This window comes from Microcoleus sp. A6-C6 (assembly GCF_036705955.1).
Lineage (GTDB): Bacteria > Cyanobacteriota > Cyanobacteriia > Cyanobacteriales > Microcoleaceae > Microcoleus.
Genome location: NZ_JAUBVR010000108.1, coordinates 1 through 15,280 on the forward strand (window position 1 = coordinate 1; position 15,280 = coordinate 15,280).

At 42.9% G+C, this 15,280-nt stretch carries 10 protein-coding genes; 3 read left to right on the plus strand and 7 right to left on the minus strand.

Annotation, left to right across the window (positions count from 1 at the left end; translation table 11 throughout):
• Window positions 1-80: 80 nt before the first annotated feature.
• Window positions 81-758: a lipoyl(octanoyl) transferase LipB gene (gene lipB / locus QUB52_RS26615; protein ID WP_332975346.1), complete on the minus strand. Its 678-nt coding sequence runs from the start codon at window positions 756-758 to the stop codon at window positions 81-83.
• A 150-nt stretch (window positions 759-908) separates the two neighbouring features.
• Here lipB and hpf point away from each other — a divergent pair, with 150 nt between their 5' ends.
• Entirely contained in the window at window positions 909-1,532 is a 624-nt protein-coding gene (gene hpf / locus QUB52_RS26620) for a ribosome hibernation-promoting factor, HPF/YfiA family (protein ID WP_265239138.1), read from the plus strand.
• Between the two features lie 222 nt (window positions 1,533-1,754).
• Here hpf and QUB52_RS26625 read toward each other — a convergent pair whose 3' ends face one another.
• The 5 genes from QUB52_RS26625 to QUB52_RS26645 form a co-directional block, all read right to left on the minus strand.
• The gene (locus QUB52_RS26625; protein ID WP_265239137.1) at window positions 1,755-2,213 is read right to left on the minus strand and encodes a peroxiredoxin; all 459 of its coding nucleotides are present in this window, start codon (window positions 2,211-2,213) and stop codon (window positions 1,755-1,757) included.
• 73 nt (window positions 2,214-2,286) lie between these two features.
• On the minus strand, window positions 2,287-5,955 hold the full coding sequence (locus tag QUB52_RS26630) for a helicase-related protein (protein WP_332975347.1): 3,669 nt from the start codon (window positions 5,953-5,955) through the stop codon (window positions 2,287-2,289).
• Entirely contained in the window at window positions 5,952-8,990 is a 3,039-nt protein-coding gene (locus tag QUB52_RS26635; RefSeq protein WP_332975348.1) for a hypothetical protein, read from the minus strand. The genes QUB52_RS26630 and QUB52_RS26635 overlap by 4 nt, the downstream gene beginning before the upstream one ends.
• Before the next feature lie 13 nt (window positions 8,991-9,003).
• Window positions 9,004-9,273: a YciI family protein gene (locus tag QUB52_RS26640; RefSeq protein ID WP_265239134.1), complete on the minus strand. Its 270-nt coding sequence runs from the start codon at window positions 9,271-9,273 to the stop codon at window positions 9,004-9,006.
• A gap of 22 nt (window positions 9,274-9,295) precedes the next feature.
• Complete coding sequence (locus QUB52_RS26645; RefSeq protein ID WP_332965834.1) at window positions 9,296-9,733, minus strand: DUF29 family protein; 438 nt, start codon at window positions 9,731-9,733, stop codon at window positions 9,296-9,298.
• A 177-nt stretch (window positions 9,734-9,910) separates the two neighbouring features.
• Here QUB52_RS26645 and QUB52_RS26650 point away from each other — a divergent pair, with 177 nt between their 5' ends.
• The gene (locus QUB52_RS26650) at window positions 9,911-10,480 is read left to right on the plus strand and encodes a Uma2 family endonuclease (protein ID WP_332965832.1); all 570 of its coding nucleotides are present in this window, start codon (window positions 9,911-9,913) and stop codon (window positions 10,478-10,480) included.
• A 112-nt stretch (window positions 10,481-10,592) separates the two neighbouring features.
• Here the strand turns inward: QUB52_RS26650 and pheT are convergent, their stop codons facing one another.
• Entirely contained in the window at window positions 10,593-13,037 is a 2,445-nt protein-coding gene (gene pheT, locus QUB52_RS26655; protein ID WP_332975349.1) for a phenylalanine--tRNA ligase subunit beta, read from the minus strand.
• Window positions 13,038-13,570: 533 nt separating this feature from the next.
• On the opposite strand from pheT, the gene QUB52_RS26660 reads away from it, so the two are divergent.
• Entirely contained in the window at window positions 13,571-15,202 is a 1,632-nt protein-coding gene (locus QUB52_RS26660; RefSeq protein WP_265239130.1) for a serine/threonine-protein kinase, read from the plus strand.
• Window positions 15,203-15,280 lie beyond the last annotated feature (78 nt).

Genomic DNA, 15,280 nt, shown 5'->3' on the forward strand with positions numbered 1-15,280 from the left:
TATTTTCACCTGCCTATTACCATGACTGAAGTAATTTTTCAAGTACATTTTATACCAAATTAGATGCTCTTACCCTGACCCTACACATTCGATCGCACAATTTCCACTGCAAAAACGCGAGCAAATTCAGCGAGTAGGATCGATCGCACAGTTTTGACCTCAATTCCCGGTATAAATTGCTCCAAACTGCCAACCGGTCGATCGGGAATCCCGCAAGGTACAATTTGCCCAAAACCTGTCAGATCCGGGCAAACATTTAAAGCAAAACCGTGCATCGTAATCCAGCGGCTGACTTTAATCCCGATCGCACCTACTTTGCGCCCATCCACCCAAACCCCAGTCATGCCGGCAACCCGCGAACCCTTCAGCCCGCAAACTTCCAACACCCCCAGCAGCACTTCCTCCAACTGCCGCAAATACCAGTGCAAATCCTGCTGGTGACGGCGCAAATTTAAAATCGGATAGCCCACCAACTGGCCCGGACAATGGTAAGTCACCTCACCGCCCCGCTCAACTCGGTGCAATTCTGGCTGAGTTTCGCTGTCAAATTTCAGAAATTCCAACTTTGATCCCAGCCCCAAAGTGTAAACCGGCGGATGTTCCAGCAAAATCAGCACATCAGGCAAATCAGGATTTTCCCGACGCTCTTGCACCAATTTTTGCTGGATTTCCCAAGCTTGGGAGTAAGGCACTTGTCCCCAATCGAGGAGCAAGCAGGGTTGTGCATTTAGGTTTTGAGGGATAATAGGGGAAAGCATGAAAAAAATCAATAGTGTTTTTACGGAATATTGGTGCAGTTTAAATCAAGAATTGTCAACATATAAAAAAGATTTGAAAGAAAAGTGTTTTGTTGAATACATAATGCTATTGTATAAACTATACCCAAGTTACAGAAGGGAGGGAGCTCTATGAAGCTTGTTATCCAGGGTAAAAATATAGAAATCACCGATGCGATTCGCGAGTACGTCAACGAAAAGATTGAAAAGGCGGTTAGCCATTTTCAAACTTTGACTACTGAAGTGGACATTCATCTATCGGTGGCTCGTAACCCCAGGATCAATCCTAAGCAGACTGCTGAGGTGACAATTTATGCTAACGGTAGCGTGATTCGGGCTGAAGAAAGCACGGAAAGCCTTTATGCCAGCATAGATTTGGTTGCCGACAAGATAGCTCGTCAACTGCGGAAATTTAAGGAAAAACGCCACGACAACAAAATCCAGAATAGTCCCAAAACAATTGCGGTAGTTGATGAACATCCTGTAGCAGCGGATTTGATTGGCGATCGAACTCCCGAACTTCCTGCTGAGGTGGTGAGGACTAAGTATTTTGCTATGCCTCCAATGACTGTGCAAGAAGCTTTGGAACAATTGCAGATTATCGATCACGATTTCTATATGTTCCGCAATGCGGAAACTGACGAAATTAACGTGCTCTACGAACGCAAGACTCACGGTGGCTATGGAGTTATCCAACCGCGCAACGGCAACGGTAATAGCAAAAGTAGCAAAACTGCCGAAAGCGCAGCACATTAGAAATCTAGTGTTGGGAAAAGCTAGATAATTGCTAAGAAAAAGAGAGGACTAAATTCCTCTCTTTTTCTTAGTCCCTCTCTGCTGAGACTTCGTTTGTGTAGACGCGGTTTCAACCGCCGAGCGATCTAAAAACTCTTTCTCTGTGTTCTCTGCGCTCTCTGCGGTTAAATCATTCCGATCCAATCATAAACGATATGACTCTTTAAACATCAAAAAACTAATCTAACCTTTAATACTTTCCAAAGTCTTCAGCGCTTCCGAAACGTGAGCCTTAAAATCCAACATCGAGTCAAAAATATGCTTGACAACACCTTGTTTGTCAATCACATAGGTCACTCTACCGGGCATAATCCACATTGTAGCGGGAACCCCGTACAACTGCCTAACTTTATTGCCCGTATCGCTCAACAAAGTAAAAGGTAACTGATATTTTGATGCAAATTTCTCGTGGGATTGTTGCGAATCATCGCTAATTCCGATCACTTCCGCACCAGCGTCTTTGAAAACTTCATAACTATCTCGAAAAGCGCAAGCTTCCGCCGTGCATCCGGGCGTATCGTCTTTGGGGTAAAAGTAGACGATGACATTTTTTTGACCTCGAAAGTCCTTGAGGCTAACTGATGCGCCAGTTTGCGACGTTAAGGTAAAATCCGGTGCCGTATCTCCTACTTTGACTGCCATATTTGTTTAACCCTGTTTGCTGGAAATTTTCATTTTTGTTATTGTACAATTTTTTATGGAAAACCGGGCGGTTTCAACCGCCGTCTTGCTTCGACAAAATCAAGTTGAGCACGTTCAATTCATTGGAACTCAAAAGGTACTTATCCGTAAACATCTTTTCCCGACTTTGCTCTAAACTGTAGCTTCTGAACACGATAAACGGGAATTCGTGGTACTTATGCCCGATCGGCATTACACTATCTATCGGATAGGTCGATCGCACATAAGCCGACAAAATATCCCGAAACCTCCTGTCTTCCGGTTCCTCCAGCTTCGTCTGTGCAAAATACTCCTGCATTTCCTCCCCGCTGACAAAAGCAAACAAAGGTATAGCATAATAGCGATCGAACTGCTGACTCTGCTGCTCGAAATACTGAGTTTTCTCGATTTCGCCGTTGAGAATGTGCAAAAGCTCGATCGCGCCACCCCGAATAGCCGATTTTACGTTCTCAGGAGAGGATTTACTATTTGCGATCGTCTCCATTTTTTTCAGCAACTGATTCTCCAAACATTTCTTAATTTCCCCATTCAGCCGCATCTGATAGTTTTCCTTCAAACTTTTATCAGCCAAAGGAACTAATAACAAACTCCCCAAAACATGACCTACCTCTAGCTGATCGTAACCAAGCAAACCATCAAGAGGATTGCACATCTGCAAAAACTTTCGATTAAAATTATCCCGCATTTCCAAGTAAGAATTGCCCTTTCCACCAGACTCCTCAGAATTTGGCAAAACAAACTCCCCGCGACTCAAAAGCTGCTCCAATCCCTCATAAACATCCTTAAAATACACATTTTGGGGACGACTGCGATGTTCGCTTTTCAACGCTTTAATCAAACTCGCTATTTTGCTGCTAAAAGTATCGCCCACCGCAGAAATCGACTTCCCGCCAATCGGAATCATCAAAAACCTTTCCCTACCCAAATATCCATATCCCACAATCCGCGTCATCACCGCCGTCTTCAGAATTAGCAGCAAATTCAACAAACTCAACTTGCTTTCCTGTAGCGAAAGTTCCGCATCATCAGCATAATAAACCGCCGTATCCGACAAGTAAAAAACCAACTCCTTAGCTTCACCATCCAGCGTATTACCATCATCATCTTCCCCGCGCCCCCGATAAATAACTTGAATCACCTCCATCAGATTTTTTTCAATCTGAAAGCGGGGAATATCTACTAAAATATGCTTAGTTTTCGGGAAAGACAAGCCGCGACTTCCCGATGCAGTCATGAAGATTACTTTAACTTTATTTTTGCACTTTTGTATTTGTTCTTTTTCCTCTTCCGAAATATTCGCGTGGACTTCCAGATAATCGAGAAACGGCTCGAATCTTTCGCGACTCGATTGAATTCTCATAATTAATTCAGTCAATCTTCGCTTATCCTGAATGTAGACGATAATTTGTTCCACACCAGGGATTGCTAACCGCTGATTGATATCTTCAATTATTTGAGACTGTACCCTTTTTACTAAATCATAATTTAGTTTTAAGGAAATATCTTCAGTAAATTTGACAGATTCTACAAACACTTTGTAAGTTATATCTAAACTACTAGCAGGATAGGAATTTGTATTGATAACTTTGGCAGCTAACCGTTTGAATTCAAAAGGAGTCACCTGTAATGGCGGGATTTCCTCAGATTTTTTGGGCAGCTTTTTGAAATAAATTTTATCCGGTTCCGGCGAGGTATCATTTAGGTGTTGTTTAATCACATCCGGGTCAACAATCGAAGCATCGGCTACAATAATTTTAGTATTAAAACCATGTTTTGAGTTGTGCAACTCATATTTTTTAACCAGCTTATCAATTCCATGCAGAAACTCAACGCCGCTGTCGTCTCCCGTGATTTCATCAATCATAATGAAAATGTGTTTTATGCGGCTGGACATTTCCTGCATTTTATCGGGTATGACATTTTTTACCTGCTTATTGTAAGCATCTTGAAAGATTTTTTCTAAATGCTGGAGGGTATTTTTTCCATATTCTGTCACCTTCAAAGACTGAATAGAAACTGTAGCCACGATATTGTTCGATGTTTTACGATTGATCAGCGAATATATTCCCTCACAAATGCTATTTAGCACTCCATTTGTTTTGCCACTCGTAGGTTTAATTACCGTTTCTCCCTTCCTTTCAAGTTGGGGTTTGTGATATTCTTTTCGCTGTACTTCTGCGCTGTCGTTGATGAAGTGGACAGTTTTTTGTTGGAAATTTTCGTGATAATTATTTGCTGCGTAGTTGACGGCACATTGTCCAGAATTGCTTTTGATAATATCCGAGTTTGTGTTAATGCAAAATAATTTATTGTGGCATAACAAACCAGTCTTTTGATCTCGGAATTTCTCGATAATATCTAAGTTTACTTGCTTGCGGGGACTGACATAAAAAAACAAGAATCCGTCGTCAATATGTGCTTTGAGGAAATTTGCGATCGCAGTTGTTTTCCCAATTCCCGGATTCCCTGTCAAAAATAGGTAAGTTTCCTCAGATTCCAGTGCTTTGAAAATTAACTGAGCGTGAGCATTTCTCAGGTGTAATCCGCGATCGATTTGCAAATCATCGGCCAATTGATCTGATATAATATCAATGGAATTGACAAAGTTATCCACCCGCTCTGTATTACACACAGGTGTAGAAGTTTTGCCAATCGTCAATAAATCGTTGACAAACTTTTTGCCATTCTGAAAACTGCGAGCGGCGTTGAGTTGGGTTGCATCTAAAACTTCACCGCGAGCATCGTTAATCTCTTTACCTTTGGATTCCTGCTGGTAGATTTTGGCACAATTCGCCAATATCTCAATTTTATCATTGCGGAGGGAAATTGCGTTAATTGTGCGATCGCTATAACCGACAACATTCAACAAAACCTCAGCATCATCAGGAATCATCTTAGTTGTTTGCAGAAAACCGTAGAAACTGTGAGCGTAGCTACCAGCCTGAATCAACTTAGCGCTTTCCTTATCCTTATACTTAAAAGCCGTAAAATAGCGGTTTAAACCCTCGGAAAAATCAACCCCTAAAGTGCTAGTATCGATTCGCAGATTAGAAAAAACACTTTTCGATCGCAAATAGCTAATTTCTCTGAGCAAAGACTTCCGCATCACCTCTATTTCGTTGAGATTATCGACTTTTTCCGAAGTCAACGGGGGAGTAAACACAGACAAATCAACGCATAGAATCCTAAAATCTCTACCATTCTGTAACAAAATCAGGGTATCAGCTTGCAAAAACTCGCCTTTTTTCTTATAACGGCGGATGTAGGAGTTAATCTCATCGTCTGATAAATTTGGTTTCGTAATTTTAAACTGAGATAATACCTCTTTAAACGCTACTTTTTCATCCTTGTTATAGGTTCTGATACTGTTAGCATCACTAAAACTGCACTGACAGTACAAAATTTTCGACAGCTTTAAATTCCAGCCAGTCGATTTGAGGTACTCCCGGAAGAAATTCAACCCACCCAGAAAGCCTTTTTGAACAAAAAACAGGCTCCATTTTTCAACAATTTTAGCATCCAAACTACCAAGCAAATTAGCTTCCCTAGTTATTTCCGCCGTCATTTTTGGCAAACTGAGCTTATGCAAATCTAGGCGGTAAGAATCGCCGGAATTGTGAGCTATATTTTCCCGCTGAATATATGCCAAAATCCCGATATTGAAGCCAACCTCAAACAGCCGTCCAAAATCTTCACCAATCATGATTGTGTACCTCCATCACCGACATTCAATACTTCTCTTACCTTATTCAAAAATGCCAGAGAATTAAATTCTGCCCTACCGTCAGCATGACTAAAGATAGACAAAGCACCAACCGATTTATCGCCAATAATCCGCTCGTAGGGGTCAAGTTTTAAACTAATATTGCGACTAGCTTCATACCGATAAAAGTGGAATATTGTTAGATAGTGTAGCAAAGTATTTTTGATTGGAGTATCATAAATCAAACCTTCACGAATATCTTGATCGTCCAGAATACCTTGATAGATATTTAACAGCGTCGAGTAGGAAATCACACCGTTATAAAAATTCTTTTGTCCTGACTGCTTGACTTTAATCCCGTTAAACAAGTTAAAAAACATCACAGCTTGCTGACTGGTATCTGCAAACAAGCTTTCAAGCTCCATTGCATCCTGAATGTAAAAAGATTTTACCTTATCGCCTAGGAAACTGCGGACATAGTATTTGTCAAAAAATATCGGATAAATCTTGATATCTCGGCGTTCTCCCTTCAAAGTTCGGAGCAGTTTTTTCGACATAAAAGACAATTCCTCATCTTCCTCTGTCTTGGTAATATGCAGTCTACTCATGTAAGGTGCTTGGGAAATATAGGCGAAATTCCGATAGCCTTGCTGATAAAGCTGACTCATCACATCTTCAAGGATTAACGGCTCAGAATAAAGACGGCTGACACTGTAATTTTCAGAAAGTGTTTTCAGCATTTCAACTTGAATTGTGCTGTCGTCTATACGATTGATTCCAACAACTTCTCCAATTAAGCTGGCTTGTCTTTGGAAGCGATTTTGATTGCTTTTTTTCGCATCACTATCTCGACTGGAAACAACAATAATTGCTAACTTGTCCAACTCAGGAGCTAGCTGTACATTGCTAAATTTAAATTGTTTCGGCAGAATTGAATACATCGAACTCAAACCGTTACGAATTGTGTAACCTTTGGGTTCTTTTTTAATGCGAAATCCCTGAGAAGTTGAGTGTTGTTTTTCACTCAAAATATGAGACAAGGTTTTGGAAAGATTAGCCATAAACTTTTCTGAGGGCGAAGGGTTTTTTTCGTCGCCTTCATGGAGTCTCACCATCGGAATAAACAAGTTGTTCGCAGCATTTTCTAGCAATATCTTCAAACAGATATAAGACAGCAGCAGCATGGTAAACTTATACACAAAAGTCGGCGCTGGCTGCAAACCTTTATCACCGCTGTCTAGTCGTTTATCGTCATAGGGAAACACAACTAATTTTGTCTGAAAATGCTTCTCGTATATGGCTCTAGAGCGATCGGCTTTAGGTGCAGAAAGTACAGGCAAAATATCAACGCCTTTAATATTGTATTCCATGCTAAAATTTTGCCGTTCATCAGTAGGAAAATAGCGGACATCTTCTATGATGATATTGACTGGTAGCTGACAAATAGATCTTTCATCGACACTAGAATCTTTGACGGTAATATAATGGAGCGTTTGCTTGTAATTTCGATCCATTATCTCATTGAAAAATTTATTAGGAGTAGCCAAAATATTTTCAATGTCCTCTACCAAGCCCATTTTGAGGTTTACGTGTCGCGTTTCTGTGCGGGTTGGCAAAATTGTCTGTCGCTCAAGAAAGCCTTTCAGCATTCTTTTCAGATGCGTAATTTTGTGTTTAACATTTACTTCTTTAAATCTCGTCAGAAAATTTCGGAAAAGTCTTTTTTTTATTTCGTCATTGTCACGACTTAATACATCTTTGATTAGTTTTTCAAAACTAGGAATAGGATTAAAATCAAGTTCTAATTCAGGGTTGTAATTTTCCCTCCCTGGGGTGTGGGGAGATGCAAATGCAAAGTGATACAATAATACTATTTTTAACACTTTGCGTACAAATATTTCGGGATTAGAATACTCCTCAAATTCTGCTTTGTGTTCTTCACTATCTGGATTGAGCAGATTTAGATAATATTCAAATACTTCTTTTCCACCGCGCGCTTGAACGGGATTATCAAATTTAATTTTGAGTCCAGATACAAACTTACGTTCGTTACGAGAATTGTCCGTACTTTCTCCCAAATAACCTTCTACAATGGGAATAATTGGCAGTGAATTTAGGACTTCCGCTCTGGCAAATATTTCTCTGTAATTAACTCTAATTCCAGCATAATTGACCTCATACTCGCCATCAGATTTATTTGGATCGTTGATGTAAGCTTCTATCAATCTGAGCCGACGAATCAAGTCTTCTAAATAGATGATTCCTACCACATCTGTATTGTTGCTAGCGCGAATGTGTTCTAGAAGATAATCTAAATAAATAATCTGAGCTTCTTTCTGAATTTTTCCCAGAGTTTCTTTGTCTACAAGTTTGATTAATTTGTGAAAATCAGAATCGGGATTTTTAACCATCTCATCAAGACGATGATTTAGCTCTTGTATGTCGCTGCTATTCTCGGCATTTTCATTGATATAATTTTGTAAACCCTGCTTTAGTTCTTGTTCAAAAATATCAGTGTTTCGGACAGCAATCGTTAATTTGTGCAGTTTTAAAGTCGCATGGCTACCAGAACCAACGCTCTGCAAAGTTAGCTTTTCTTTTTCTAAAGGGTGGCGGGTGCCAAAATCGTATTTGAAGCCTAACTCTTGGCCACTTCCCCGAAAAGAGGGTGAATCTAAAGGACTAATCAAGTTAGCGACAAAGCTTTCTATCGAGCTGTTTTGGGGCAGTTTCAATTCTAATTGTTGCCGCAAATACTCTCTAATCTGCCTGACTTGAGTGCCAAAATGCTCCTCAATTTCCGCTGGAAAATTAACAGTTGCACAATCTGCTTCGCGTTCAAAAGAACCCAAGGGTTTTCGCACTTCCTTTTGGGCAACATCCGCAGCAATCGTGTCAATATCAATTAACAAGCGACGGCGGTCTTCTGATACGTTAAACGGGTTCTTTCCCTGCAAAACTTCTAAAATCTTGTCCAGCAAGTCGCCATAGTCTACTGGAACTAAATCATCGTCACCTAGTCTTAAGATGTTCACCCTGCTAACTCCTTTAAAACGCTTGAATCCACTCTTTAATGTCGTATTCTGTCCAAACCTGATTTACCCAATAAGGATCGGTTTCAACTAATTCTCGCACTTGGGCTTCGTCTGCGGCTTCGTAAATCGCGAAAACTTTAGTTAAGTCTTTGGTGGGGCCGATCGCACTTAATACACCCGATTCCTTCTGCTTAGCCAATCCAGCCAAATGAGCGTCTCGAAATGGTGCGCGTTTTTCGAGAACGTCTGGGCAGTAACTTCCCCACATCACATATTTAGTCATATCTGTCAACCTCTCAAAAAATCTAAATTTCAGGTTGTTTATCTAAAATCAACCCGATCGCCATTTTCATAATATCATCTCGGTTCACCATCTTGGCAATTTCTTCGACATCATAAATTCCTTCAAAAGCCTCTAAAGCCGCCGACTTCAACCCAGATTCATAGGCATCCTCCAAAGTCTCGACTAATTCCTCTTCCGTGAGATAAGTGCCTTTCGCTTTATGTCGCTTGTTAGTGCGTTGAATTTGCTTAACCGCATTAAAAATCGAAGTTTCCCAAGACTTAGTAGTACGGTTTTCAGCAACTTTTTTAATCAGATGTAGTAGCAGAATAATCCCATAACTAAAAATTTTATTAAGTTTATCGGACTTACTCATTTCTTCCAATTCTTCCACCAACACTAGAGCCTCTGCAACCTTACCTCGGTGTAGCAACTCCTTCAACTCCATTAATTCTTCCATAAGTTTGACATTATCGCTATTTAAATTATTAGTCCCACGGGGCCCAGAAACCGGGTTTTTTACCAAAAGACCTTGTTATAACCCGCGATTCGACTAAAAACCCGGTTTCTTCAGTCGGAGTACGGGACTGATTATAACTTATACTATAATATTACTAAATTCATAGAGGAGCAAGCTATGACTTTATTGGATATTCGGCTGTTGACGGTTCAAGAATATGACCTGATGACGGAAATTGGTATTCTTGATGAAGATGAACGGGTAGAATTACTGGCAGGACAGATAGTAAAGATGGCAGCAAAAGGAACAGCCCACGGTGCGGCGATTGCACGCACGAAAATATTACTGGATAACCGTTTAGGACAGCAGGTTTTTGTGCGACTGCAAGATCCGGTTCGGATGAATAATTACTCTGAACCTGAACCGGATATTTCTGTAGTTATACCAGATCCACTCTACTATGAAGACCACCATCCAATTCCTTCAGAAATTTATCTGATTATTGAAGTTGCTGATACTACTCTGAGAACGGATTGCGGTATAAAAGCAAAAATTTATGCTGAGTCTGGGATTGCTGATTATTGGGTTTTGGATGTGAATAATCGGCAACTTCATGTTTTTCGAGAACCGAGTCAGGATGGTTATCAAAGTCGGGTGATTCTGGGGGATGATGCGAGTATTTCTCCTTTACAATTTCCTGATTGTTCTTTTTTTGTATCGGAGATGTTGCGTCCACTAAGTTATTAATGTTATGTCTGAATTTTGAGGACTGAAGTCCTTACTACCAACCTGGGATTTAGGTTCGTAGTGAGGACTTTAGTCCTTCTTGAATGCGGACTTCAGTCCGCACTACGAACAGTTAGCTTCTTAAACTAACGCCGAATTTTTCGACTAGGATGTCGCGGACTTTTTGTTGGGCTGGTTCGACATCGGTTTCGCTTAGTGTTCGATCGCCCGATCGATAAATCAACCGAAATGCTAAACTACGTTGTCCCGCCGGTACATTGTCGCCGCGATACTCATCGAACAATTCCACCGAAGAAAGCAAACTACCAGCCGCCTTCTTCATCGCACTTTGCATCTCCACAACCGGAACCTCCATCGGTGCAAAAAATGCAATATCCCTGTCGGAAGCGGGGAAACTCGAATAACCCGCGAATTTGCGAGTCGAGTTCTGCGATCGCCCTAACTCATCCAACAACACCGCTAAATCTAATTGAAACACATAAACCTGCTCAGGCAAACCCTTTTCCTGCTGCAATTGCGGGTGTAACTGTCCGAAAACTCCCAACGGTTTCCCGTTTAACGATAGCGCGGCTGTGCGCCCCGGATGCAAGCGCGGATTAGACGAATCCCCCGCATATTCCACCGCCAAACCCAAGCCCTGAAACACACTTTCTAAGACACCTTTCGCTTCAAACCAAGTCAAAGGTCGATCGCGCCCACCTTGCTGCCATTTCCACACAGTCGGATCGCCGCCAATAATCCCCGCTACGGCATCTGCTTCTTTCTTTACATCCCCTTCTTTCCAAAAAATGCGTCCGACCTCAAAACCGTTAAGCGCGCCGTTTCCTTGCTCCAAATTGTACCCGAAAGCATCAATCAAACCCGACAGCATTTCCGTCCGTAAAGCCGAATACTCGACAAACAGCGGATTAGCCAGCACAACCTGATTGTCTCCCTCAGTTTTCACCAAAGAATAGTGCATCAACTCGGTCAAACCGGCAGCCCGAAAAGCCGATCGCACATTCCGTATTTGCGCGTATTCTGGTGATAGATAACCCGGTTCTGTTTCGCTGGGTAAAGTATCGCAGAAATTGTCGTAACCGTGGAGTCTGGCGACTTCTTCAATTAAATCAATTTCTCTTTCTAAATCGCGGTAGCGGTAAGCAGGAACAGTTATCGCAAAAACCCGTGCTTTTTCTGTCGAAACAACTTCGCATCCCAACGCTGTGAGGATATTTTTCACTTCCTCCGGTTCCAGATATGCAGAACCGCCAGTTTCTCCTCTTTTCAGTTGTCCTAAGATTGAGTTTACACGATCGAGACGCAATTCAATCGTCCGCGAAAAACTCAAATCTTCCCCCGAACTCGCCGTTTTCTGCACCGTCGCAGCACCGCCAGCCCACTGTAAAATTAGGGCAACAGCGCGATCGCACGCCGTCGTCAAGGCCGCCTGATTCACCCCCCGTTCGTAGCGGATCGATGCCTCGCTGCGGAGGCCTTGAGCGCGGGCAGAACGCCTAATCGTTGCTTGGTCAAAAATCGCTGCTTCCAAGACCAAATTTTGAGTTCCTTCGTGAACTTCCGTATCTTCCCCGCCCATTACCCCAGCTAAGGCTACGGGTTTGTCGCTAGCAGTAATTAACAAGTTTTGCGGTTGCAAATTGCGGTTTTGTCCGTCCAATGTTTTGAAGGATTCCCCTGTTTTGGCAAAGCGGACACCGATGCTGACATCGGAATTACCTGTGAAAGATTGTAGCCGATCGCGATCGAAAGCGTGCAGCGGTTGTCCCCATTCCAATAAAATGTAATTAGTTACATCAACTACATTATTAATCGGCCGCACTCCCGCCGCCTGTAACCGCTGCTGTAACCAAGCTGGAGACGGTGCAATTTTAACACCTGCAATTTCCGTGCCGATGTAAATCGGGCAGGCTTGCGGTTCCGATATTTCTACTGCTAAACCTGCGCTTTCTTTGCCCTCAATTGCAACACCTCCGGCTGCGGGAATTCTCAAACTCGCCCCAGTCAGCGCCGCCACTTCTCGCGCCACGCCCACCATACTCAAAGCATCTGCACGGTTGGCAGTTGCTGTCAAGTCCAAAATCACATCATCCAAACCTAAAAGCGGGCGAATATCGCTGCCCAATTCGGGATTTTCTAGCTCAAAAATGTGAATTCCTGCCGATTCTTTAGATAAGCCAATTTCGGCGAGGGAACAAATCATGCCTTCGGAAGGAACGCCGCGCAATTTAGCAGGTTTAATTTTTAAATCAATTGTTGACAAAAAAGTGCCGACAACGGCGACGGGCACGTAAATGTCCGCCCTGGCGTTTGGTGCGCCGCAAACAATATTCAAGGCTTCTGGTTTGCCGACATCGACTTGACAAACTCTCAATTTGTCGGCGTTGGGATGCTGTTCGCAGGCGACTATTTTGCCCAATACTACGCCGTCGGCCCACTGGCGGCGGTCTTCGATTTCTTCGACTTCAAACCCTGCCATTGTCAGGGTTTCGGCTAATTCTTCTGGGGATATTGTCACATCGACCAATTCCCGCAGCCAGTTTAGAGAAATACGCATATTTTTGTCAGTAGTTAGTTGTCAGTGCTCGGTAGCTATTCGTCATTAGCCTGCGCCGTCGGGCTTCGACTGTTGAGTCCCAGAATTTATTACGGAAAGCTTTTAATACCACATTAGTTAAATTTTGTCAAGACGATTGTGATACATATAAGCAAAAACGAGCGATCGCCCTTTCGGTCGATGGCTGCTGAGGCATGAGTAACATTCTCATTGAGAGAATGAGGTATGCTAGAGACATCTAACAGCGCAAAAAGCACCTAAGTTTAGAAAGACTTTACACAAAAAAGGGCAACTTTAGCAAGTCTTTAAACTATTTTCAAGGATAATCTACCGCAAAAACTCACAGCAGAGACATAATCAAAATAGGGAAAAGATATCGGCATAAAAGACTTAGGTGCAATTCCAATTCGCACGCCGCAGCACGGCCCGCCAGCAACTGATAGATAAGTATTTCTAGCAGAAGCGGTTTCAGGGAATTTGTGCAGTGGAGCGACGCTGGCCAAATCAGAAAAATATAGGCAAACTCAATCAACATGAGCTACTGCGTAAATCCGGGCTGTCCACATCCTCAAAACCCTCCTGACTCTATTCTCCAGTGTCAGACTTGCGGTGCGCGGTTATTGCTGCGCGCTCGCTACCGAGTCATTGAACCGTTAGGACAAGGAGGTTTTGGAGCTACATTTCTGGCAAAAGACATCTCTTTGCCCGGTCAACCGAGTTGCGTGGTCAAGCAACTGCGACCCAGTAGTTCGTCGCCACGAGTTTTAGAAATGGCGCGGGAATTATTCAAGCGAGAGGCGAAAACCCTCGGCCAACTGGGCGACCACCCGCAAGTACCGAGGCTGTTAGATTATTTTGAAACCGAACAGCAATTTTACTTAGTTCAAGAGTATGTTAAAGGCTCGACCTTGAAACAAGAAGTCAAACAATCAGGGCGTTTCAACGAATCAGATGTTAAAAATTTTCTATTAGAAATTTTGTCAGTGGTGCAATATATCCACAGTCAAGGAGTAATTCACAGAGACATTAAACCCGCAAACATTATTCGCCGTAGTCAAGACAATCACTTAGTTCTGATTGATTTCGGAGCGGTGAAAGACCAAGTTAGCCAAACAATATTATTAGACCCCGCCGACCAAGGCGCTAACACGAAATTTTCAGTCGGCACGTTTAGTTTTGCTCCCCCGGAACAAATGGCGCTGCGGCCGATATTTGCCAGCGACATCTATGCCTTGGGCATGACTTGCTTGTATTTGCTGACAGCAAAGTCGCCCAAGGATTTAGATTTTGATTCCGTAACTGGCGAAATTGTTTGGCAGCCCCACGTTCAGGTGAGCCCAAATTTTGCGCGGATTCTTGAGAAAATGCTCAAGCCGATGGTAGGCCACCGCTTTCAATCGGCCTCAGATGTCGTCAAAGCTCTGAACGGTCAATTTGAAGACGCAGACCTTTGCGACGGCTTGGCAACTCAATTTAACGGCTCTAGTCGCACAATTGAAGAAGCGACGATATTTAACGGTGAGGCTACTTCGTGGTCGTCGTCGAAAAGCAAAATTAATCAAGATTTGCGATCGAACCAAAGCATCCGTGCTAGAAGTTCATTAACCCAATCGGGAAATACGGGAATGCAGCCGAGAGTTTCTCGGACTCTGGCAGAGTCCGGCAGAACTTTCGGAACTGCGGCATTTTCCAACGGCAATTCAGCACCGCCAAAGGTAACGAAAGCTGTTGTGAAGTGGGAAAGCAACAGCTTGCGAGCGGCATATTTTAAAGGTAAACGCGATTTTGCTGACTGCGAATTGTCGGGTTTGCAATTGCCAAAAGCGCAGTTGGCGGGGGGGAATTTTTATCAGGCTAGGTTGGTGAAGGCAAATTTGCAAGCAGCGGATTTGTCGGGGGCGAATTTGGGCCACGCGAGGTTAATTAAGGCGAATTTGCGATCGGCAAATTTGACTGAAGCTTATTGCAGCACTGCTAATTTTGAAGGCGCGGATTTCCGAGGTGCTGATTTGACGGGCGCTTATTTGAGTAAGGCGAATTTGCGGGGCGCGAATTTGTGCGGCGCGAATCTGACTGACGCTACAGTTAGCGATGAACAACTGGCAATGGCAAAGACTAATTGGCTGACTACTAAGCCCGATGGTAAGCGGGGTTTTGGATTTTAATTGAAGGAAGAAGGAAGAAGGAAGAAGGAAGAAGGAAGAAGGAAGAAGGAAGAAGGAAGAAGGAAGAAGGAAGAAGGA

Bases quoted from the DNA above. Each gene is read 5' to 3' on its own strand.
- lipB (WP_332975346.1), bottom strand. From the start codon at position 758: ATGCTTTCCCCTATTATCCCTCAAAACCTAAATGCACAACCCTGCTTG.
- hpf (WP_265239138.1), top strand. From the start codon at position 909: ATGAAGCTTGTTATCCAGGGTAAAAATATAGAAATCACCGATGCGATT.
- QUB52_RS26625 (WP_265239137.1), bottom strand. From the start codon at position 2,213: ATGGCAGTCAAAGTAGGAGATACGGCACCGGATTTTACCTTAACGTCG.
- QUB52_RS26630 (WP_332975347.1), bottom strand. From the start codon at position 5,955: ATGATTGGTGAAGATTTTGGACGGCTGTTTGAGGTTGGCTTCAATATC.
- QUB52_RS26640 (WP_265239134.1), bottom strand. From the start codon at position 9,273: ATGACTAAATATGTGATGTGGGGAAGTTACTGCCCAGACGTTCTCGAA.
- QUB52_RS26645 (WP_332965834.1), bottom strand. From the start codon at position 9,733: ATGGAAGAATTAATGGAGTTGAAGGAGTTGCTACACCGAGGTAAGGTT.
- QUB52_RS26650 (WP_332965832.1), top strand. From the start codon at position 9,911: ATGACTTTATTGGATATTCGGCTGTTGACGGTTCAAGAATATGACCTG.
- pheT (WP_332975349.1), bottom strand. From the start codon at position 13,037: ATGCGTATTTCTCTAAACTGGCTGCGGGAATTGGTCGATGTGACAATA.
- QUB52_RS26660 (WP_265239130.1), top strand. From the start codon at position 13,571: ATGAGCTACTGCGTAAATCCGGGCTGTCCACATCCTCAAAACCCTCCT.